Genomic DNA, 14,983 nt, shown 5'->3' with positions numbered 1-14,983 from the left:
GTAGCAGTGAAAGAGCCGGCAGGGTGCCCGCCTTGCGGGCCGGGCACCCTGCCGGCTGGAGGTTCTAGCGGTCCAGCACGCTCAGGCCGGGAAGTTCCTTGCCTTCAAGGTATTCCAGGCTCGCGCCGCCGCCGGTCGAGATGTGCCCGAACTGGTCATCGGCGAAGCCCAGGGTCCGCACCGCGGCGGCGGAGTCCCCGCCGCCCACGACTGTAAATGCCGCGGTTTCCGTGAGGGCCTTGGCAACGGCCCGCGTGCCGCCGGCGAAGGCCGGGAACTCGAAGACGCCCATGGGCCCGTTCCAGAAGACCGTCTTGGCTCCGTTGATCCGCTCTGCGAAGGCGGCTGCCGAATCCGGGCCGATGTCCAGGCCGATGCCGGAGGCACCAAAGCTGCTGGACTCGATGGCGTCGGCTGACACCGTTTCGTGGTCGGCGTCGGCGGCGAACTTGCTGGCCACCACGACGTCGGTGGGGACAACGAACTCGGTGCCGGCGTCGGCGGCGCGCTTGAGGTAATCCTGGACGACCGGGATCTGGTCCTCTTCGAGCAGGCTGCCGGCGACCTTGTGGCCGGCGGCGGCAAGGAAGGTGAACAGCATGCCGCCGCCCACCAGGATGGTGTCCGCCTTGCCGATCAGGTTGGCAATCACGGCGAGCTTGTCCGAGACCTTCGAACCGCCCAGCACGACGACGTAGGGCCGCTGGGTGTCGGTGGTCAGCTTGCGCAGCACCTCCACCTCGGTGCGGACCAGGTCGCCCTGGTAGGACGGCAGCCGGGTGGCGACGTCGTACACGCTGGCGTGCTTGCGGTGCACGGCACCGAAGGCATCGTCAACGAAGGCGCCGTTGTCACCGGTGAGGGCGACCAGCTCGTCCGCGAAGGCGCCGCGTTCGGCGTCGTCCTTGGACGTCTCGCGGGCGTCGAAGCGGACGTTTTCGAGCACGAGGGCTTCGCCGTCCTGCAGTGCGGCGGCGGCCGCCTTGGCGGATTCACCGACCGTGTCGTCAGCGAGCGAGACCTTGAAGGACGCCAGCTCTGCCAGGCGCGCCACGGCGGGCTTGAGCGAGTACTTCTCCTCCGGGGCGCCCTTGGGGCGGCCGAGGTGTGCCGTGACCAGCACGCGGGCACCGGCGTCCGTAAGCTTCGACAGCACTGGCAGGGAGGCCTTGATCCGGCCGTCGTCAGTGACTGCAGAGCCGTCGAGCGGCACGTTCAGGTCACTTCTGACCAGAACGTACCGCCCGCGGACACCATCAGCGATCAGTTCGTCGAGGGTGTGGAATGTCATGGGTCTTACCCTAGCCCAGCTTCGACGCGACGAGCTCCGTAAGGTCGACGAGGCGGTTGGAGTAGCCCCACTCGTTGTCATACCAGGAAACAACCTTGACCTGGTTGCCGATCACCTTGGTCAGGCCGGAGTCGAAGATGGACGACGCCGGGTCCCCGACGATGTCCGAGGAGACGATCGGCTCATCGGTGTAGGTCAGCAGGCCCTTGAGCTCTTCGGTCTCGGACGCGGCCTTGAGTGCGGCGTTGACTTCCTCGACGGTGGTCTCGCGGGAGACGGTCACGGTGAGGTCGGTGGCGGAGCCGGTGGGGACCGGGACGCGGATGGCGTAGCCGTCCAGCTTGCCCTTGAGCTCCGGCAGCACCAGGCCGATCGCCTTGGCTGCGCCGGTGGAGGTGGGAACCATGTTGATGGCGGCGGCGCGGGCGCGGCGGAGGTCCTTGTGCGGGCCGTCCTGCAGGTTCTGGTCAGCGGTGTAGGCGTGGATGGTGGTCATCAGGCCGCGCTCGATGCCGAAGGAGTCGTTGATGACCTTGGCCAGCGGGCCGAGGCAGTTGGTGGTGCAGGAGGCGTTGGAGATGATGTTGTGCGCGGCGGGGTCGTAGAGGCCGTCGTTCACGCCCATCACGATCGTGATGTCCTCGTCCGAGGCGGGGGCGGAGATCAGGACCTTCTTGGCACCGGCGTCGATGTGCTTCTGCGCATCGGCGGCCTTGGTGAAGAAGCCGGTGGACTCGATCACGATGTCCACGCCCAGCTCGCCCCAGGGGAGCTTGGCCGGGTCACGCTCGGCAAGGACCTTCACGGTCTTGCCGTCGACGACGATGTTGCCGTCCTTGACCTCGATGGTTTCGGCCAGGCGGCCGCCGACGGAGTCGTACTTGAAGAGGTGTGCGAGGGCTTCCGGGCTGGTGAGGTCGTTGACTGCAACGATCTCGAGGTCTGCTCCCTGGGCCAGGGCGGCGCGGAAGTAGTTGCGGCCGATGCGGCCGAAGCCGTTGATACCAATACGTGTCGTCACGTTTTCAGTCTCCTTGGTGCTCTATCAAGCACGATTAGTTGAGTAGGCGTTCAAGCCAACTAACAGATCCCGCACGCCATTGGGCAGAGATGATTACCAGATCGGAGGGCGACCAGCCACGTTGCTGAAGGCTAACCGCCTTCCGTGATCCATCTTACGTTTAAGTGGACCCGCCCCCGCAAGTGCGGGGGCGGGCAGTCCACGTTTCGGGCCGAACGGCTCGAAATGTGAGCTTTGTTACAGCCTGGTTTCGGCTAAGCGCCGGTTTCGACTGTCCTAGAGGGTGATCAGGCCGGTGGCGTTCTTCCGGGCGGCGTCGAAACGCTTGGCGACGTCGGCCCAGTTCACGATGTTCCAGAAGGCCTTGACGTAGTCGGCCTTGACGTTGACGTAGTCCAGGTAGAAGGCGTGCTCCCACATGTCCAGCATCAGCAGCGGCGTGGTGCCCAGCGCGACGTTGCCCTGCTGGTCGTAGAGCTGCTCGATGACAAGGTTGCCGCCGATCGGCTCGTAGGCGAGGAAGCCCCAGCCGGAGCCCTGCAGGCCCAGCGCCGCGGCGCTGAACTGGGCGCGGAAGGCGTCGAAGGAGCCGAAGGCGTCGTCAATCGCGGCCGCGAGCTCGCCCTCGGGCTTGTCGCCGCCGTCCGGGGAAAGGTTCTTCCAGAACACGGAGTGGTTGATGTGGCCGCCGGTGTGGAACGCGAGGTCCTTGGAGAGGCGGTTGATGTTGGCGAAGTCGCCCTTTTCGCGTGCCTCGGCCAGCTGGGCCAGCGCGTTGTTGGCGCCGGCCACGTAGGTGGCGTGGTGCTTGCTGTGGTGCAGCTCCATGATCTTCGCAGAGATGTGGGGCTCCAGCGCGGCGTAATCGTAGTCAAGTTCGGGCAGTACGTACTCGGTCACAAAATCCTCCAATGTCGTGGACGTGTTCGTCCGGTTTTGCTAACTCTCGGATTGTGCATCCGGATGGTTGGACACCCGGAAGTCTATGGATGTGGATCCAGTGGGCATAGCCTCCGGTCCTGCTGAGGTATTCCCGGCCGTCGGATCCGATTCTGTCGCTGAATCCCCGCAGTGGCTACTCGTCGAGCATTTCCGGCGTCACGTTCGCCTCGGTGCCGGGAATGCCCAGGTCCTGCGCCCGTTTGTCCGCCATCGCCAGGAGCCGTCGGATCCGGCCGGCGATGGCGTCCTTCGTCATCACCGGATCGGCGAGCCGGCCCAGTTCGTCCAGGCTGGCCTGCTTGTGGGCCACACGCAGTTCGCCGGCGTATTTCAGGTGGTCCGGGACGTCGTCGCCGAGGATCTCCAGTGCCCGGTCCACGCGGGCCCCCGCGGCGACGGCCGCCTGCGCCGAGCGGCGCAGGTTGGCGTCGTCGAAGTTGGCCAGCCGGTTGGCGGTGGCGCGGACTTCCTTGCGCATCCGCCGCTCCTCCCAGACCATCAGCGCGTCGTGGGCGCCCATCCGGGTCAGCAGCGCCGCGATGGTGTCGCCGTCGCGGATCACGACGCGGTCCACTCCCCTGACCTCCCGTGCCTTGGCCTGGATGCCGAGCCGGCGGGCGGCGCCAACGAGGGCGAGGGCCGATTCCGGCCCGGGGCAGGTGACCTCCATGGCGGAGGAGCGGCCGGGCTCGGTGAGCGAGCCGTGAGCCAGGAACGCGCCGCGCCAGACCGCCTCGGCGTCGGCGGCGGAGCCGTTCACCACCACGGAGGGCAGGCCGCGGACGGGTCGGCCGCGGGCATCCAGCAGGCCGGTCTGGCGGGCGAGGGCCTCGCCGTCGCGCACCACCCGCACCACGTAGCGGCTGCCGCGGCGCAGGCCGCCGCCGGAGACGACGATGATTTCGCTCTGGTGCCCGTAAACCTCGGCAATCGCGGCACGGAGCCGGCGGGCGGTCGAGGCCAGGTCCACCTCGGCCTCAATCACAATCCGGCCGGAGATGATGTGCAGGCCCCCGGCGAAGCGGAGCATGGCGGACACTTCAGCCTTGCGGACCGAGGACTTCTTGATGTCCAGCCGGGAAAGTTCTTCCTTGACTGATGCTGTCAGTGCCATGGCACCTTTCCTACCTGTTCCCGAAAATGTCGTGGTACGCCGTTGCCAGGCGCAGCGGGTCGTGGATCGGCCGGCGGCTCGACGCCCCTACTTTACCCAAGACCACCTCTGCTCCGAGCATCCCGGCCGCCCGCTCGAACTCCGGGAGGTCCGGCACCGACGCGGGGTCCGCCAGCACGACGTCGACGCTGAAGTCCGGTGCGTAGTCGCGCAGCACGCGCAGGTGGTCCGCTGCGGACATTCCGAGGGTCTCCTTGGTGTCCGTGGCGAGGTTCATCGTGAGGCAGCGCCGCGCCTCGGTCTTGCACAGCGCATCGCGCATCTCCGGCAGCAGCAGGTGCGGCAGCACCGAGGTGTACCAGGAGCCGGGGCCCAGGACCACCCAGTCGGCGAGTTCGATCGCGGTCAGCGCCTCGACGCAGGCCGGGGCCGACTCGGGCAGCAGCCGGACGGCTTCCAGCGAACCCGCGACGGCGCACTTGGCCTGTCCGCGGACGGTCTGCAGCCCCGACGTGCCGTCGGGCATCCCGACCCGCACCTCGCCTTCGATGGTGAGCGGGGTGGTGGACATCGGCAGGACCTGGCCCCGGGCGCCGAGCAGCGCCCCGGCCCATTGCAGCCCGACGACGGCATCCCCGAGCAGTTCCCAGAGGGTGACGATCAGCAGGTTGCCCATCGCGTGTTCGTCGAGCGAACCGCCGCGGCCCTTGCCGGGTTTGAACCGGTGCTGCATGACATCGCGCCAGGTCCGACCCCAGTCGGTGTCGTCGCAGAGTGCGGACAGGGCCATCCGCAGGTCACCGGGCGGCAGGACGCCGTACTCTTCACGCAACCGGCCGGAGGAACCGCCGTCGTCGGCGACCGTTACGATCGCGGTCAGTTCCGAGGTGAGCAACCGCAGGGCGGAAAGTGAAGCGGAAAGGCCGTGGCCTCCGCCGAGGGCGACCACGGAGGGGCCTTTGTCCTGCTGGCCGGCGGAGGCCGCACTGGCGGCCGGCACCAGGGGCAGCGGCCCGGTCAGGAGCGCCATTACTCGCGGCCCAGATCCCGGTGCGTAGTGGTGACCGTGACACGCGGGTACTGGGCAAGCCGCCGCGAGAGTTCAACCGCCACGGCGACGGAACGGTGCTTGCCGCCGGTGCAGCCGACGGCGATGGTCGCGTAGTGCTTGTTTTCGCGCCGGTAGCCGTCCAGGACTGGTTCGAGGGCCAGCACGTAGCGCTCCACGAAGTTGTTGACGCCCTCCGCCTCGAGCACGTAGTCGCTGACGTCCTTGTCGAGCCCGGTGTGCGGGCGCAGTTGCGGAACCCAGTGCGGGTTGGGGATGAAGCGGGCGTCGGCGACGAAGTTGGCGTCCACCGGCAGCCCGTACTTGAAGCCGAAGCTCATGACGTTCAGGCGCAGCGCCACCGGACCGGTTTCGCTGAACAGTTCGGTGATGGCGGTCGCGAGGCCGTGGACGTTGAGTGTCGAGGTGTCCAGCACAATGTCCGAGGATTCGCGCAGCTCATGCAGCAGCTCGCGTTCCGCGGCGATGCCGTCGAGGATCCGGCCGCCGCCCTGCAGCGGGTGCGGCCGCCGGCCCTGTTCGAAGCGCCGGACCAGGACGTCGTCGCTGGCGTCGAGGAACAGCACCCGGAAGGTGACGCCGCTGGCTTCGAGGTTGCGCAGCGCTGCGCGGATGTCCGCGAAGAGGTCCTTGCTGCGGACGTCGACGACGACGGCGAGTTTGGAGATGGAGCCCGGGGCGTGGGAGACCAGCTCGGCGAGCGTGCCGAGCATCTGGGGCGGCAGGTTGTCCACCACGTACCAGCCGTGGTCCTCGAGGGCGTCCGAGGCGGTGCTCCGACCGGCCCCTGACATCCCGGTCACCACGAGCAGTTCCGCCTCGATCGGCTTGACGGGGGTCAACCCGTCCGCCTCCATGCCGGATCCTGCCGTTGACTCTGTCATCAGTCGTGCCCCATCTCTGCTGTCTGCTCTGCCGTGAGGCCGGCGCACGCGGCAGTTGCCTGCCCGCCGTGCGCCGTACCTCAGCTCCTTACCCTAGCTAAGATTGCCGGAGCTAGCTAAGTTTCGAGGATTTCGCCGGTTGTCATGTTGACGGCCGGCGCGGCGGGCCCTTCCGTGTCCTCCGCCGCGTTGAAATGCCGCACGATTGCCCCGGCGAGGGCTGGTCCGACCCCCTTGGCGGCCGTCAGCTCCTCGACCGTGGCGGCCTTGATGCTTTTCACCGAGCCGAACTGGTTCAGCAGCGCCTTGCGCTTGGAGTCGCCGAGGCCGGGCACGCCGTCGAGCGCGGAGACTGTCATGGCCTTGCCGCGCTTTTGCCGGTGGAAGGAGATGGCGAAGCGGTGCGCCTCGTCCCGGATCCGCTGCAACAGATAGAGACCGGCCGAGGCGCGCGGCAGGATGACCGGGAAGTCGCTGTCCGGCAGCCAGACCTCCTCGAGCCGCTTGGCGAGTCCGACCACATAGACATCCTCGATGCCGAGCTCTTCGAGGGCCTTCGCTGCCGCGTTCACCTGCGGCTTGCCGCCGTCGACGACGACGAGGTTGGGCGGGTAGGCGAATTTCGTCTTCGGCGCCGGCGTCGTGGTGTCCGCGACCGGGGCCACGGCGGCGGCCTGGGCGACGGCCAGCGGCCCGGAACCGTCGGCCGTTTTATCGGCTTGTTCCTGCAGGTAGTTCCGGAAGCGGCGGGTCAGGACGTCATGCATGGCCGCCGTGTCGTCGTTGGCCGCGGCACCGGTGACCGAGAATTTCCGGTAGTCGGATTTCTTCGGCAGGCCGTCCTCGACCACCACCATGGAGCCGACCACGTTGGTGCCCTGGATGTGCGAGATGTCGAAGCATTCAATCCGCATCAACGCGACCGGCAGATCCAGGGCTTCCTGCAGTTCCTGCAGCGCCTGGGAACGCATGGTCAGGTCGCCGGCGCGCCGGGACTTGTGCAGCTTGAGGGCGTGTTCGGCGTTGTCCCGGACGGTGGAGAGCAGCGTGGCCTTGTCGCCGCGCTGCGGGACACGAATGTCCACCCGGGCCCCCCGCAGCCCGCTGAGCCATTGGGCGAGTTCGGCGGCGTTGCTGGGCTCGGCCGGCACCAGAACCTCGCGGGGCATCCGGCCTTGGCTTTCGCCTTCCTCGCCGTAGACCTGTTGGAGCAAGTGCTCGACGAGGTCGGGCGTGGTGGTGTCCTCGACCTTTTCCACCACCCAGCCGCGCTGGCCGCGGATCCGGCCGCCCCGGACGTGGAAGACCTGGACTGCGGCCTCAAGCTCGTCCTCGTGCAGCGCGAACACGTCGGCGTCGGTATCCTCGGCCAGGACCACGGCATTGCGTTCAAAGACCTTTTTCAGCGCGATGATGTCATCGCGCACCCGGGCCGCGCGTTCGTAGTCGAGCTCCGCGACGGCGGCGGCCATGTCCTTCTCGAGCCGGGACACGAAGCGCTTGGCTTCGCCGCCCATGAAGGCGCAGAAATCCTCGGCCAGGGCCCGGTGGTCCTCCGCCGAGATCCGGCCGACGCAGGGCGCCGCGCACTTGTCGATGTAGCCGAGCAGGCAGGGGCGGCCGCTGGCTTCTGCGCGTTTCAGGACGCCGGGGCTGCAGCTGCGGACCGGGAAGACCCGCAGCAGGGTGTCCATGGTGTCGCGGATGGCGCCGGCCGTGTAGGGCCCGAAATACCGGGTCCCCTTGCGCCGTTCGCCGCGGAGGACCTGCACCCGGGGGTACTTCTCCCCCATCGTGACGGCGAGGTAGGGGTAGCTCTTGTCGTCGCGGAACATGACGTTGAACCGCGGCTTGAATTCCTTGATCCAGGTGTATTCGAGCTGCAGGGATTCCAGTTCGCTGCCGACGACGGTCCATTCCACGCTGCTGGCGGTGTGCACCATGGCATACGTCTTGGGCAGCAGGCCCGCGGGGTTGGCGAAGTAGGAGTTCAGCCGGGACCGGAGGTTCTTCGCCTTGCCGACGTAAATGACCCGGCCATGCGGATCGCGAAAGCGGTACACGCCCGGGTTGGTCGGGATCTCCCCCGTCTGGGGACGGTAACTAGCTGGATTTGCCACCAGTCCATTCTACTAAGCCGGGCGGGACCGCCCCGACCGTCGGCTCCCGTACGGGTGTGGCGGACGGGTGACCGGACGGGTGTCCGCGGCAGGGAGCAGCGCTAATCGACGCTTTTGCTCTGGTTGTAGGTGGTGGCCCGCTGCTGGCCGCTCAGTTCGGCGATGGCGTCCATGATCCGGTCCGTGACCTGTCGGCGCGCCGGCAGGGAGTGGTCCGGGCCGGTTTTGTCGAAGTACAGGGGCTCGCCCACCTTCATGGTGAAGTGCTGCGGTGTCACCTTGTTGCTGTCCGCCGGCTGCAGGTTTTCGGTGCCGATCAGGCCCACCGGGATGACCGGGGCGCCGGTGGTGAGGGCCAGCCAGCCGACGCCGGTGCGTCCGCGGTAGAGAATGCCGTCACGGGAGCGGGTGCCCTCCGGGTAGATTCCAACGCCCTTGCCGGCGTCGAGGATGTCCAGCAGCGTCTTCAGCGCCTGGACGCTGGCGGCCTGTTCACCGCGTTCGACCGGAATGGAGCCGACGGCTTCGAAGAAGGACTTCATCAGCTTGCCCTTGGCGCCGCCCGTGGTGAAATATTCCGCTTTGGCGAAAAAAGCCACGGGGCGCGGCATGAGGGCCTGGACGATCACACTGTCGAGGAAGGACAGGTGGTTCGGCGCCACGATGAAGGGACCCTCCTTGGGCACGTTCTCGAGGCCGATCACGGTGGGACGGCAGGTCGAGGAAATGAGCCCGCGGGTCGTCCAGCGGATCGCGTCAAACATTGCCAATGGTGTGCACCTCATTCAGGGCTGTGGTCCCCGGGCATTCGGAGAGTCTGGTGATCGTAGCGTGAAGCGCCGCCGTGGTGTGCACTATCTCGACGGCGCCGGCCGCGTGGAGTTCGCGGTCGGGCGCAAAACCCCAGCCTACGCCGACACAGTCCGATCCGTTCGCAGCCGCCCCGGCCACGTCCTGCGCCCGGTCCCCCACCATGACGGCCTGGCCTGCGGGGACGGGACCCGCCCCCGGCCCGGCGCCGGCCTCGTCAGCGGCGGACTTCCCCGGATGCGGGAGGCGAAGTTCGGTAAGGGGCGCTGCGATTCCGTCCGCTGTCCCCCCGGCAGGATCGACAAGAGTGCCGTCGAGGTCGAAGATCACGGGCACGGTTGTAGGCGTCACGGGCCTAGTTTCTCACGAGTGCGCGGCTGCCAGAAATTCACATACTCCTTCGGGAATACATCGAGGGGTACTTCGCTTCGCGACGACGCGCAAATGCCCTGCCGCCGCCGGAAGTCCGGTAGCGGCAGGGCATTTGCGCGTCATGGGGCGGGTGTCGCCTCGCAGTCAGCGAACCCCGGTCAGCCCAGGATGTCGGCCAGGAAGGCCGCTGTGTGGCTTTCCTTGGACTTGGCCACCTGCTCCGGTGTTCCGGAGGCAACGATCCGGCCGCCGCCGGAACCGCCGTCGGGTCCCAGGTCCACGATCCAGTCGGCGCTCTTGATGACGTCCAGGTTGTGCTCGATCGTAATCACGGTGTTGCCCTTTTCGACCAGGCCCTGCAGCACCATCAACAGCTTGCGGATGTCCTCGAAGTGCAGCCCGGTGGTGGGCTCGTCCAGGACGTAGACGCTGCGGCCGTTGGAGCGCTTCTGCAGCTCCGCGGCCAGCTTCACGCGCTGCGCCTCGCCGCCGGAAAGGGTGGTGGCAGGCTGGCCGAGCCGCACGTAGCCGAGGCCGACGTCGACCAGGGTCCTGAGGTGCCGGGCGATCGGCGAGAACGCGGCGAAGAACTCGGCGCCCTCCTCGATCGGCATGTTCAGGACGTCCGCGATGGTCTTGCCCTTGTAGTGCACCTCGAGCGTTTCGCGGTTGTAGCGGGCGCCGTGGCAGACCTCGCAGGGCACGTAGACGTCCGGCAGGAAGTTCATCTCGATCTTCAGCGTGCCGTCGCCGGAGCAGGCCTCGCAGCGTCCGCCCTTGACGTTGAAGGAGAACCGGCCGGGCTGGTAACCGCGGACCTTGGCCTCGGTGGTCTCGGCAAAGAGCTTCCGGATGTGGTCGAAGACGCCCGTGTAGGTGGCCGGGTTGGACCGCGGGGTGCGGCCGATGGGGCTCTGGTCGACGTGCACCACCTTGTCCAGGTGCTCGAGGCCCTGGACCGTCTTGTGCCGTCCGGCGACCTGCTTGGCGCCGTTGAGCTTGTTGGCGAGCACCTTGTAGAGGATCTCGTTGACAAGGGTGGACTTGCCGGATCCGCTGACGCCGGTGACGGCGGTGAACAGGCCCAGCGGGAAGGCTGCGTCCACGTTCAGCAGGTTGTTTTCCTTGGCGCCGACGACCTTCAGCTCGCGCTTCTTGTCGTACTTGCGCCGCTTCTTCGGCACCTCGATGGACTTACGTCCGGAGAGGTAGTCGCCGGTCAGGGACTCGGTGTTCTTCAGCAGGTCCTGGTAGGACCCGGAGTGGACCACCATGCCGCCGTGCTCGCCGGCGCCCGGTCCGATGTCGACCACCCAGTCCGCCTCCTGGATGGTGTCTTCGTCGTGCTCGACCACGATCAGGGTGTTGCCGAGGTCCCGGAGCCGGGTGAGGGTTTCGATCAGGCGCCGGTTGTCGCGCTGGTGCAGGCCGATCGAGGGCTCGTCGAGGACGTAAAGCACGCCGACCAGGCCGGAACCGATCTGGGTGGCCAGGCGGATGCGCTGGGCCTCGCCGCCGGACAGGGTGCCGGAGGGCCGCTCCAGGTTCAGGTACTCGAGGCCGACGTCGAGCAGGAAGGTCAGGCGGGCCTGGATCTCCTTGAGGACCTGGTGGGCGATCTGGGCCTCCCGGCCGCTGAGGACCAGGGTGTCCAGGAAGTGCGCGCATTCGCGCATCGGCAGCGCGGCGACCTCGGCAATCGACTTGCCGTTGATCAGCACCGAGAGCGACGCCGGGTTCAGCCGGGCGCCGTTGCAGGCCGGGCACGGGACCTGGCGCATGTACTCCTCGTAGCGGTCCCGCGCCGAGTCGGAATCCGTTTCCGTGTGCTTGCGGTGCACGTACTGGACAACGCCCTCGAAGCCGGTGCTGTACTTGCGTTCCCGGCCGAAGCGGTTGCGGTACTGCACCACGACCTTGTGGTCCTTGCCGTGCAGCACGGTCTGCCGGGCCTCAGTGGAGAGCTTCTCCCAAGGCGTGGTCATCTTGAAGCCAATTTCCTTGGCCAGGCCGCCGAGGAGCCGGTTCCAGTACTCGGTGGTGGCGGTGCCGAGCGACCAGGGCGCGATGGCGCCTTCGGCGAGGGAGAGCTCCGGGTTGGGGATGAGGAGTTCTTCATCGACCTCGAGCTTGGTGCCGATGCCGCTGCAGGCGGAGCAGGCGCCAAAAGGATTGTTGAAGGAGAACGAGCGGGGTTCGATTTCGTCGATCGCGAGGGGGTGCTCGTTGGGGCAGGCGAGGTGCTCGGAGAAGGCACGGATCCGTTCCGGGTCATCCGCCTCGAGGTCGACGAATTCGGCCAGCACGCGGCCCTCGGCAAGGCCCAGGGCGGTTTCCACCGAGTCGGTGAGGCGCTGGCTGATGCCTTCCTTAACGACGAGGCGGTCCACCACCACCTCAATGGTGTGCTTGAACTGCTTGCCCAGCTTGGGCGGATCGCTGAGCTGGATCAGCTTGTCGTCCACCCGGGCCCTTGAATAGCCCTTCGCCGTGAGCTCCTTGAACAGTTCGACGAACTCGCCCTTGCGGCCGCGGACCACCGGTGCCAGCACCTGGAACCGGGTGCCCTCGGGCAGTTCCAGGAGCTGGTCGACGATCTGCTGCGGGGTCTGCTTGGTCACCGGCTCGCCGCAGACGGGGCAGTGCGGGCGTCCCACCCGGGCCCAGAGCAGGCGCATGTAGTCGTAGATCTCGGTGATCGTGCCCACGGTGGAACGGGGGTTCTTGCTCGTGGACTTCTGGTCGATCGACACCGCGGGCGACAGGCCTTCGATGAAGTCGACGTCGGGCTTGTCCACCTGGCCCAGGAACTGGCGGGCGTAGGCGGAGAGCGACTCCACGTAGCGCCGCTGTCCCTCGGCGAAGATGGTGTCGAAGGCCAGCGAGGACTTGCCGGAGCCGGAAAGGCCGGTGAAGACGATCATCGCGTCGCGCGGCAGGTCGAGGTCGACGTTGCGCAGGTTGTGTTCGCGCGCGCCCTTCACGACGAGTCGGGACAGGTCCGGGCGGGCCAGCTCTATGCCCGACGAGGCCGGGCTGGACGGCTTGGGGCCTGCCGATTTTCCGGACTTCACCGGTACGGCGGCGGGCTGGACATCAACGGCGGGTTCTTCAGCTACGGCTTTAGGCACGCCTCCAATGCTAATCGAAAACTTCTTCGAATATCCATTCGGAGGGCCGGTGTGCTATTGGCGGTCGTACGCCGCCGCCAGTAGTTGAACGGCCTCGGAGAAGCTGGCGCCCTGGGCTTTGGCTGCCGCCGCGAACTCCGAGGCGGCAGCGGTAAGCGAGCCCCAGGCCTCGTCCCGGGCACAGACGACGGTGCCGTTCCGGCCGCGGGTCGCGACCACGCCGGCGGCCTCGAGTTCCTTGTAGGCGCGCGCCACGGTGTGCGGCGCCACCCCCAACTCCCCTGCCAGGCTGCGGACGGCCGGCAGGCGGGTGCCCGGCGCCAGGGTGCCGTTGTCCGCCTGCTCGATGATGTTCAGCCGGAGCTGCTCAAACAGCGGCACCGAGCTGCCCGTGTTTGGCTTCCAGCTGCCTGGAAATTGTGCGGCGGCACGTTCCGCGGAACTCACAGCTCAGGCTCCAGAACGCTCTCGGGCTGTTTGCGGCCGGCGAACTGGGCCCGGTAGAGGGCGGCGTAGAAACCGCCCCCCGCCATCAGTTCCTGGTGGTTTCCCTGTTCAACAATCCGTCCGTGGTCCATGACCAGAATTAGATCAGCGTCCCGGACCGTGGACAAGCGGTGGGCGATCACGAAGCTGGTCCGGCCCTGGCGCAGCCGGGCCATTGCCTGCCGGATCTGGGCTTCGGTGCGGCTGTCCACCGAGCTGGTGGCCTCGTCGAGGATCAGGACGCCGCGGCCGGCCAGCTGCGCCCGGGCGATCGAGATGAGCTGGCGCTGGCCCCGGCTGAGGGAGTCGCCGTCGTTGCCGAGCATGGTGGCATAGCCGGCCGGGAGGGCGCGGACGAACTGGTCCACGTGGCTGGCCTGCGCCGCGGCGATGATCTCGCCGTCGCTGGCGCCGGGCCTGCCGTATTCGATGTTCTCCCGGATGCTGCCGGTGAAGAGCCAGGCGTCCTGCATCACGATGCCGAAGGCGGACCGCAACGCGTCGCGCGGTATTTCGGCGATGTCGATGCCGTCCACGGTGATCCGCCCGCCGTCCAGCTCGAAGAACCGCATCAGGAGGTTGACCACCGTGGTCTTTCCGGCTCCGGTCGGCCCGACGATAGCGACGGTCTGGCCCGGCTCGACTGCGAAGGAGAGGTCCTCCACGACGGGGGCACCGGGACCGTAGCCGAAGGTGACGCTTTCGAAGCTGACCCGCCCCGGAGGTGCGGGCTCCGCGGCGCCGGCACGGGCGGCGGCGGCACGGGCGGCGCCAGCGGCAGAGGGCGCAGCATCCGCGGGGATTTCCGGTGCGTCCAGCAGCGCGAAGACGCGTTCCGCGGAGGCCACGCAGGACTGCATCAGGTTGAGCATTCCGCCGATCTGGCCCATTGGCTGGCTGAAGAGCCGGCTGAACTGGATGAAGGCCTGGACGCCCCCGATCGTCATGGTGCCTGCGGCCACCTGAAGCGCGCCGATGACGGCGACGGCGATGTAGTTGAGGTTGGAGACGAAAATCATCAGGGGCTGCACGACCCCGGACACGTACTGAGCGCTCGAAGCTGCCCGGAACAGCCGCGTATTGCTTTCCCCGAAGGTGGCCGCGGCCGCCCCCTGCCGGCCAAATGCCTTGACCACTTCGTGCCCGGTGAAGAACTCCTCCAAGTGGGCATTAAGTTCACCGGTGCTGGACCACTGCTCGGTGAAGTGCGCCTGCGACCGCCGCGCCACGAACACGGTGATCAAGGTGGAGACCGGGACCGAGGCCAGCGCAATCACGGCCAGCAGCGGCGAGAGCCATAACATCATGGCCAGGGCGCCGGAGAGCATCAACACCGACATGATCAGCTGGTTGAGCAACTGGTTGAGCGCCTGCGAGACGTTGTCGACGTCGTTGGTGGCCCGGCTGAGTACGTCGCCCCGGTGCTGGTCGTCGAAATGGCTGGAAGGCAGCAGATGGAGCTTTTGTTCGACGGCGGCGCGGAGCCCGTAGCCGAGCCGCTGCACCGCCGTCGCCGTCAGGGCGCCCTGGATCCAGCTGAACAGCGAGGCGCCCAGGTACATCAAGGCGACCGCTAGCAGCAGCCGGCCGAGCCTGCGCTCGTCGAAGGTGCCGCCGACGACGCTTTGGACCACGACGTCGGTGGCGTCGCCAAGGTATTTGGGGGCCGCCACGTTCAGCGCCGCGAAGGCGCAGGTGGCGGCGATGGCACCGGCCATGCGGCGGCGTACCGGCGTCAGGAGT

The 14,983-nt window shown here is 67.5% G+C and carries 12 protein-coding genes; all 12 read right to left on the bottom strand.

Features of this window, described 5'->3' with window-relative positions; genetic code table 11:
* Positions 1-64: 64 nt before the first annotated feature.
* Positions 65-1,291, bottom strand: a complete 1,227-nt coding sequence (locus AB4Y91_RS11935; RefSeq protein ID WP_441418684.1) for a phosphoglycerate kinase — start codon at positions 1,289-1,291, stop codon at positions 65-67.
* Between the two features lie 10 nt (positions 1,292-1,301).
* Positions 1,302-2,312: a type I glyceraldehyde-3-phosphate dehydrogenase gene (gap, locus tag AB4Y91_RS11930; protein WP_441418683.1), complete on the bottom strand. Its 1,011-nt coding sequence runs from the start codon at positions 2,310-2,312 to the stop codon at positions 1,302-1,304.
* A 276-nt stretch (positions 2,313-2,588) separates the two neighbouring features.
* The gene (locus AB4Y91_RS11925; RefSeq protein ID WP_175323312.1) at positions 2,589-3,212 is read right to left on the bottom strand and encodes a superoxide dismutase; all 624 of its coding nucleotides are present in this window, start codon (positions 3,210-3,212) and stop codon (positions 2,589-2,591) included.
* Positions 3,213-3,387: 175 nt separating this feature from the next.
* Positions 3,388-4,368, bottom strand: coding sequence for a DNA-binding protein WhiA (whiA, locus tag AB4Y91_RS11920; protein WP_066438143.1), 981 nt, complete (start codon positions 4,366-4,368; stop codon positions 3,388-3,390).
* Between the two features lie 10 nt (positions 4,369-4,378).
* Complete coding sequence (locus tag AB4Y91_RS11915; protein WP_441418682.1) at positions 4,379-5,398, bottom strand: gluconeogenesis factor YvcK family protein; 1,020 nt, start codon at positions 5,396-5,398, stop codon at positions 4,379-4,381.
* Complete coding sequence (gene rapZ, locus AB4Y91_RS11910; protein ID WP_175323310.1) at positions 5,398-6,321, bottom strand: RNase adapter RapZ; 924 nt, start codon at positions 6,319-6,321, stop codon at positions 5,398-5,400. The genes AB4Y91_RS11915 and rapZ overlap by 1 nt, the downstream gene beginning before the upstream one ends.
* Before the next feature lie 116 nt (positions 6,322-6,437).
* Positions 6,438-8,441 carry an excinuclease ABC subunit UvrC gene (uvrC, locus tag AB4Y91_RS11905; protein WP_441418681.1) on the bottom strand — a complete coding sequence of 668 codons (2,004 nt, stop codon included), beginning with the start codon at positions 8,439-8,441 and terminating at the stop codon, positions 6,438-6,440.
* Between the two features lie 101 nt (positions 8,442-8,542).
* On the bottom strand, positions 8,543-9,211 hold the full coding sequence (locus AB4Y91_RS11900; RefSeq protein ID WP_175323308.1) for a lysophospholipid acyltransferase family protein: 669 nt from the start codon (positions 9,209-9,211) through the stop codon (positions 8,543-8,545).
* The gene (locus AB4Y91_RS11895; RefSeq protein WP_441418680.1) at positions 9,198-9,602 is read right to left on the bottom strand and encodes an HAD hydrolase-like protein; all 405 of its coding nucleotides are present in this window, start codon (positions 9,600-9,602) and stop codon (positions 9,198-9,200) included. Before AB4Y91_RS11895 ends, AB4Y91_RS11900 begins: the two co-directional genes overlap by 14 nt.
* A gap of 179 nt (positions 9,603-9,781) precedes the next feature.
* A complete protein-coding gene (gene uvrA, locus AB4Y91_RS11890) occupies positions 9,782-12,643 on the bottom strand; it encodes an excinuclease ABC subunit UvrA (protein WP_441418754.1) in 2,862 nt (953 codons plus the stop codon).
* Between the two features lie 165 nt (positions 12,644-12,808).
* Positions 12,809-13,201 carry a GntR family transcriptional regulator gene (locus tag AB4Y91_RS11885; RefSeq protein WP_441418679.1) on the bottom strand — a complete coding sequence of 131 codons (393 nt, stop codon included), beginning with the start codon at positions 13,199-13,201 and terminating at the stop codon, positions 12,809-12,811.
* Positions 13,198-14,958 carry an ABC transporter ATP-binding protein gene (locus tag AB4Y91_RS11880; protein WP_441418753.1) on the bottom strand — a complete coding sequence of 587 codons (1,761 nt, stop codon included), beginning with the start codon at positions 14,956-14,958 and terminating at the stop codon, positions 13,198-13,200. The genes AB4Y91_RS11885 and AB4Y91_RS11880 overlap by 4 nt, the downstream gene beginning before the upstream one ends.
* Positions 14,959-14,983: the final 25 nt, after the last annotated feature.

It is taken from the genome of Arthrobacter sp. YAF16 (assembly GCF_052113385.1).
Lineage (GTDB): Bacteria > Actinomycetota > Actinomycetes > Actinomycetales > Micrococcaceae > Arthrobacter.
Note: the sequence above shows the minus strand (reverse complement) of the source record. Positions and strands in the feature narration are given on the sequence as shown.

Excerpts from the sequence above, each read along its gene's own strand:
- AB4Y91_RS11935 (WP_441418684.1), bottom strand. The coding sequence starts at position 1,291 with ATGACATTCCACACCCTCGACGAACTGATCGCTGATGGTGTCCGCGGG.
- AB4Y91_RS11915 (WP_441418682.1), bottom strand. The coding sequence starts at position 5,398 with ATGGCGCTCCTGACCGGGCCGCTGCCCCTGGTGCCGGCCGCCAGTGCG.
- whiA (WP_066438143.1), bottom strand. The coding sequence starts at position 4,368 with ATGGCACTGACAGCATCAGTCAAGGAAGAACTTTCCCGGCTGGACATC.
- rapZ (WP_175323310.1), bottom strand. The coding sequence starts at position 6,321 with ATGACAGAGTCAACGGCAGGATCCGGCATGGAGGCGGACGGGTTGACC.
- AB4Y91_RS11880 (WP_441418753.1), bottom strand. The coding sequence starts at position 14,958 with ATGGCCGGTGCCATCGCCGCCACCTGCGCCTTCGCGGCGCTGAACGTG.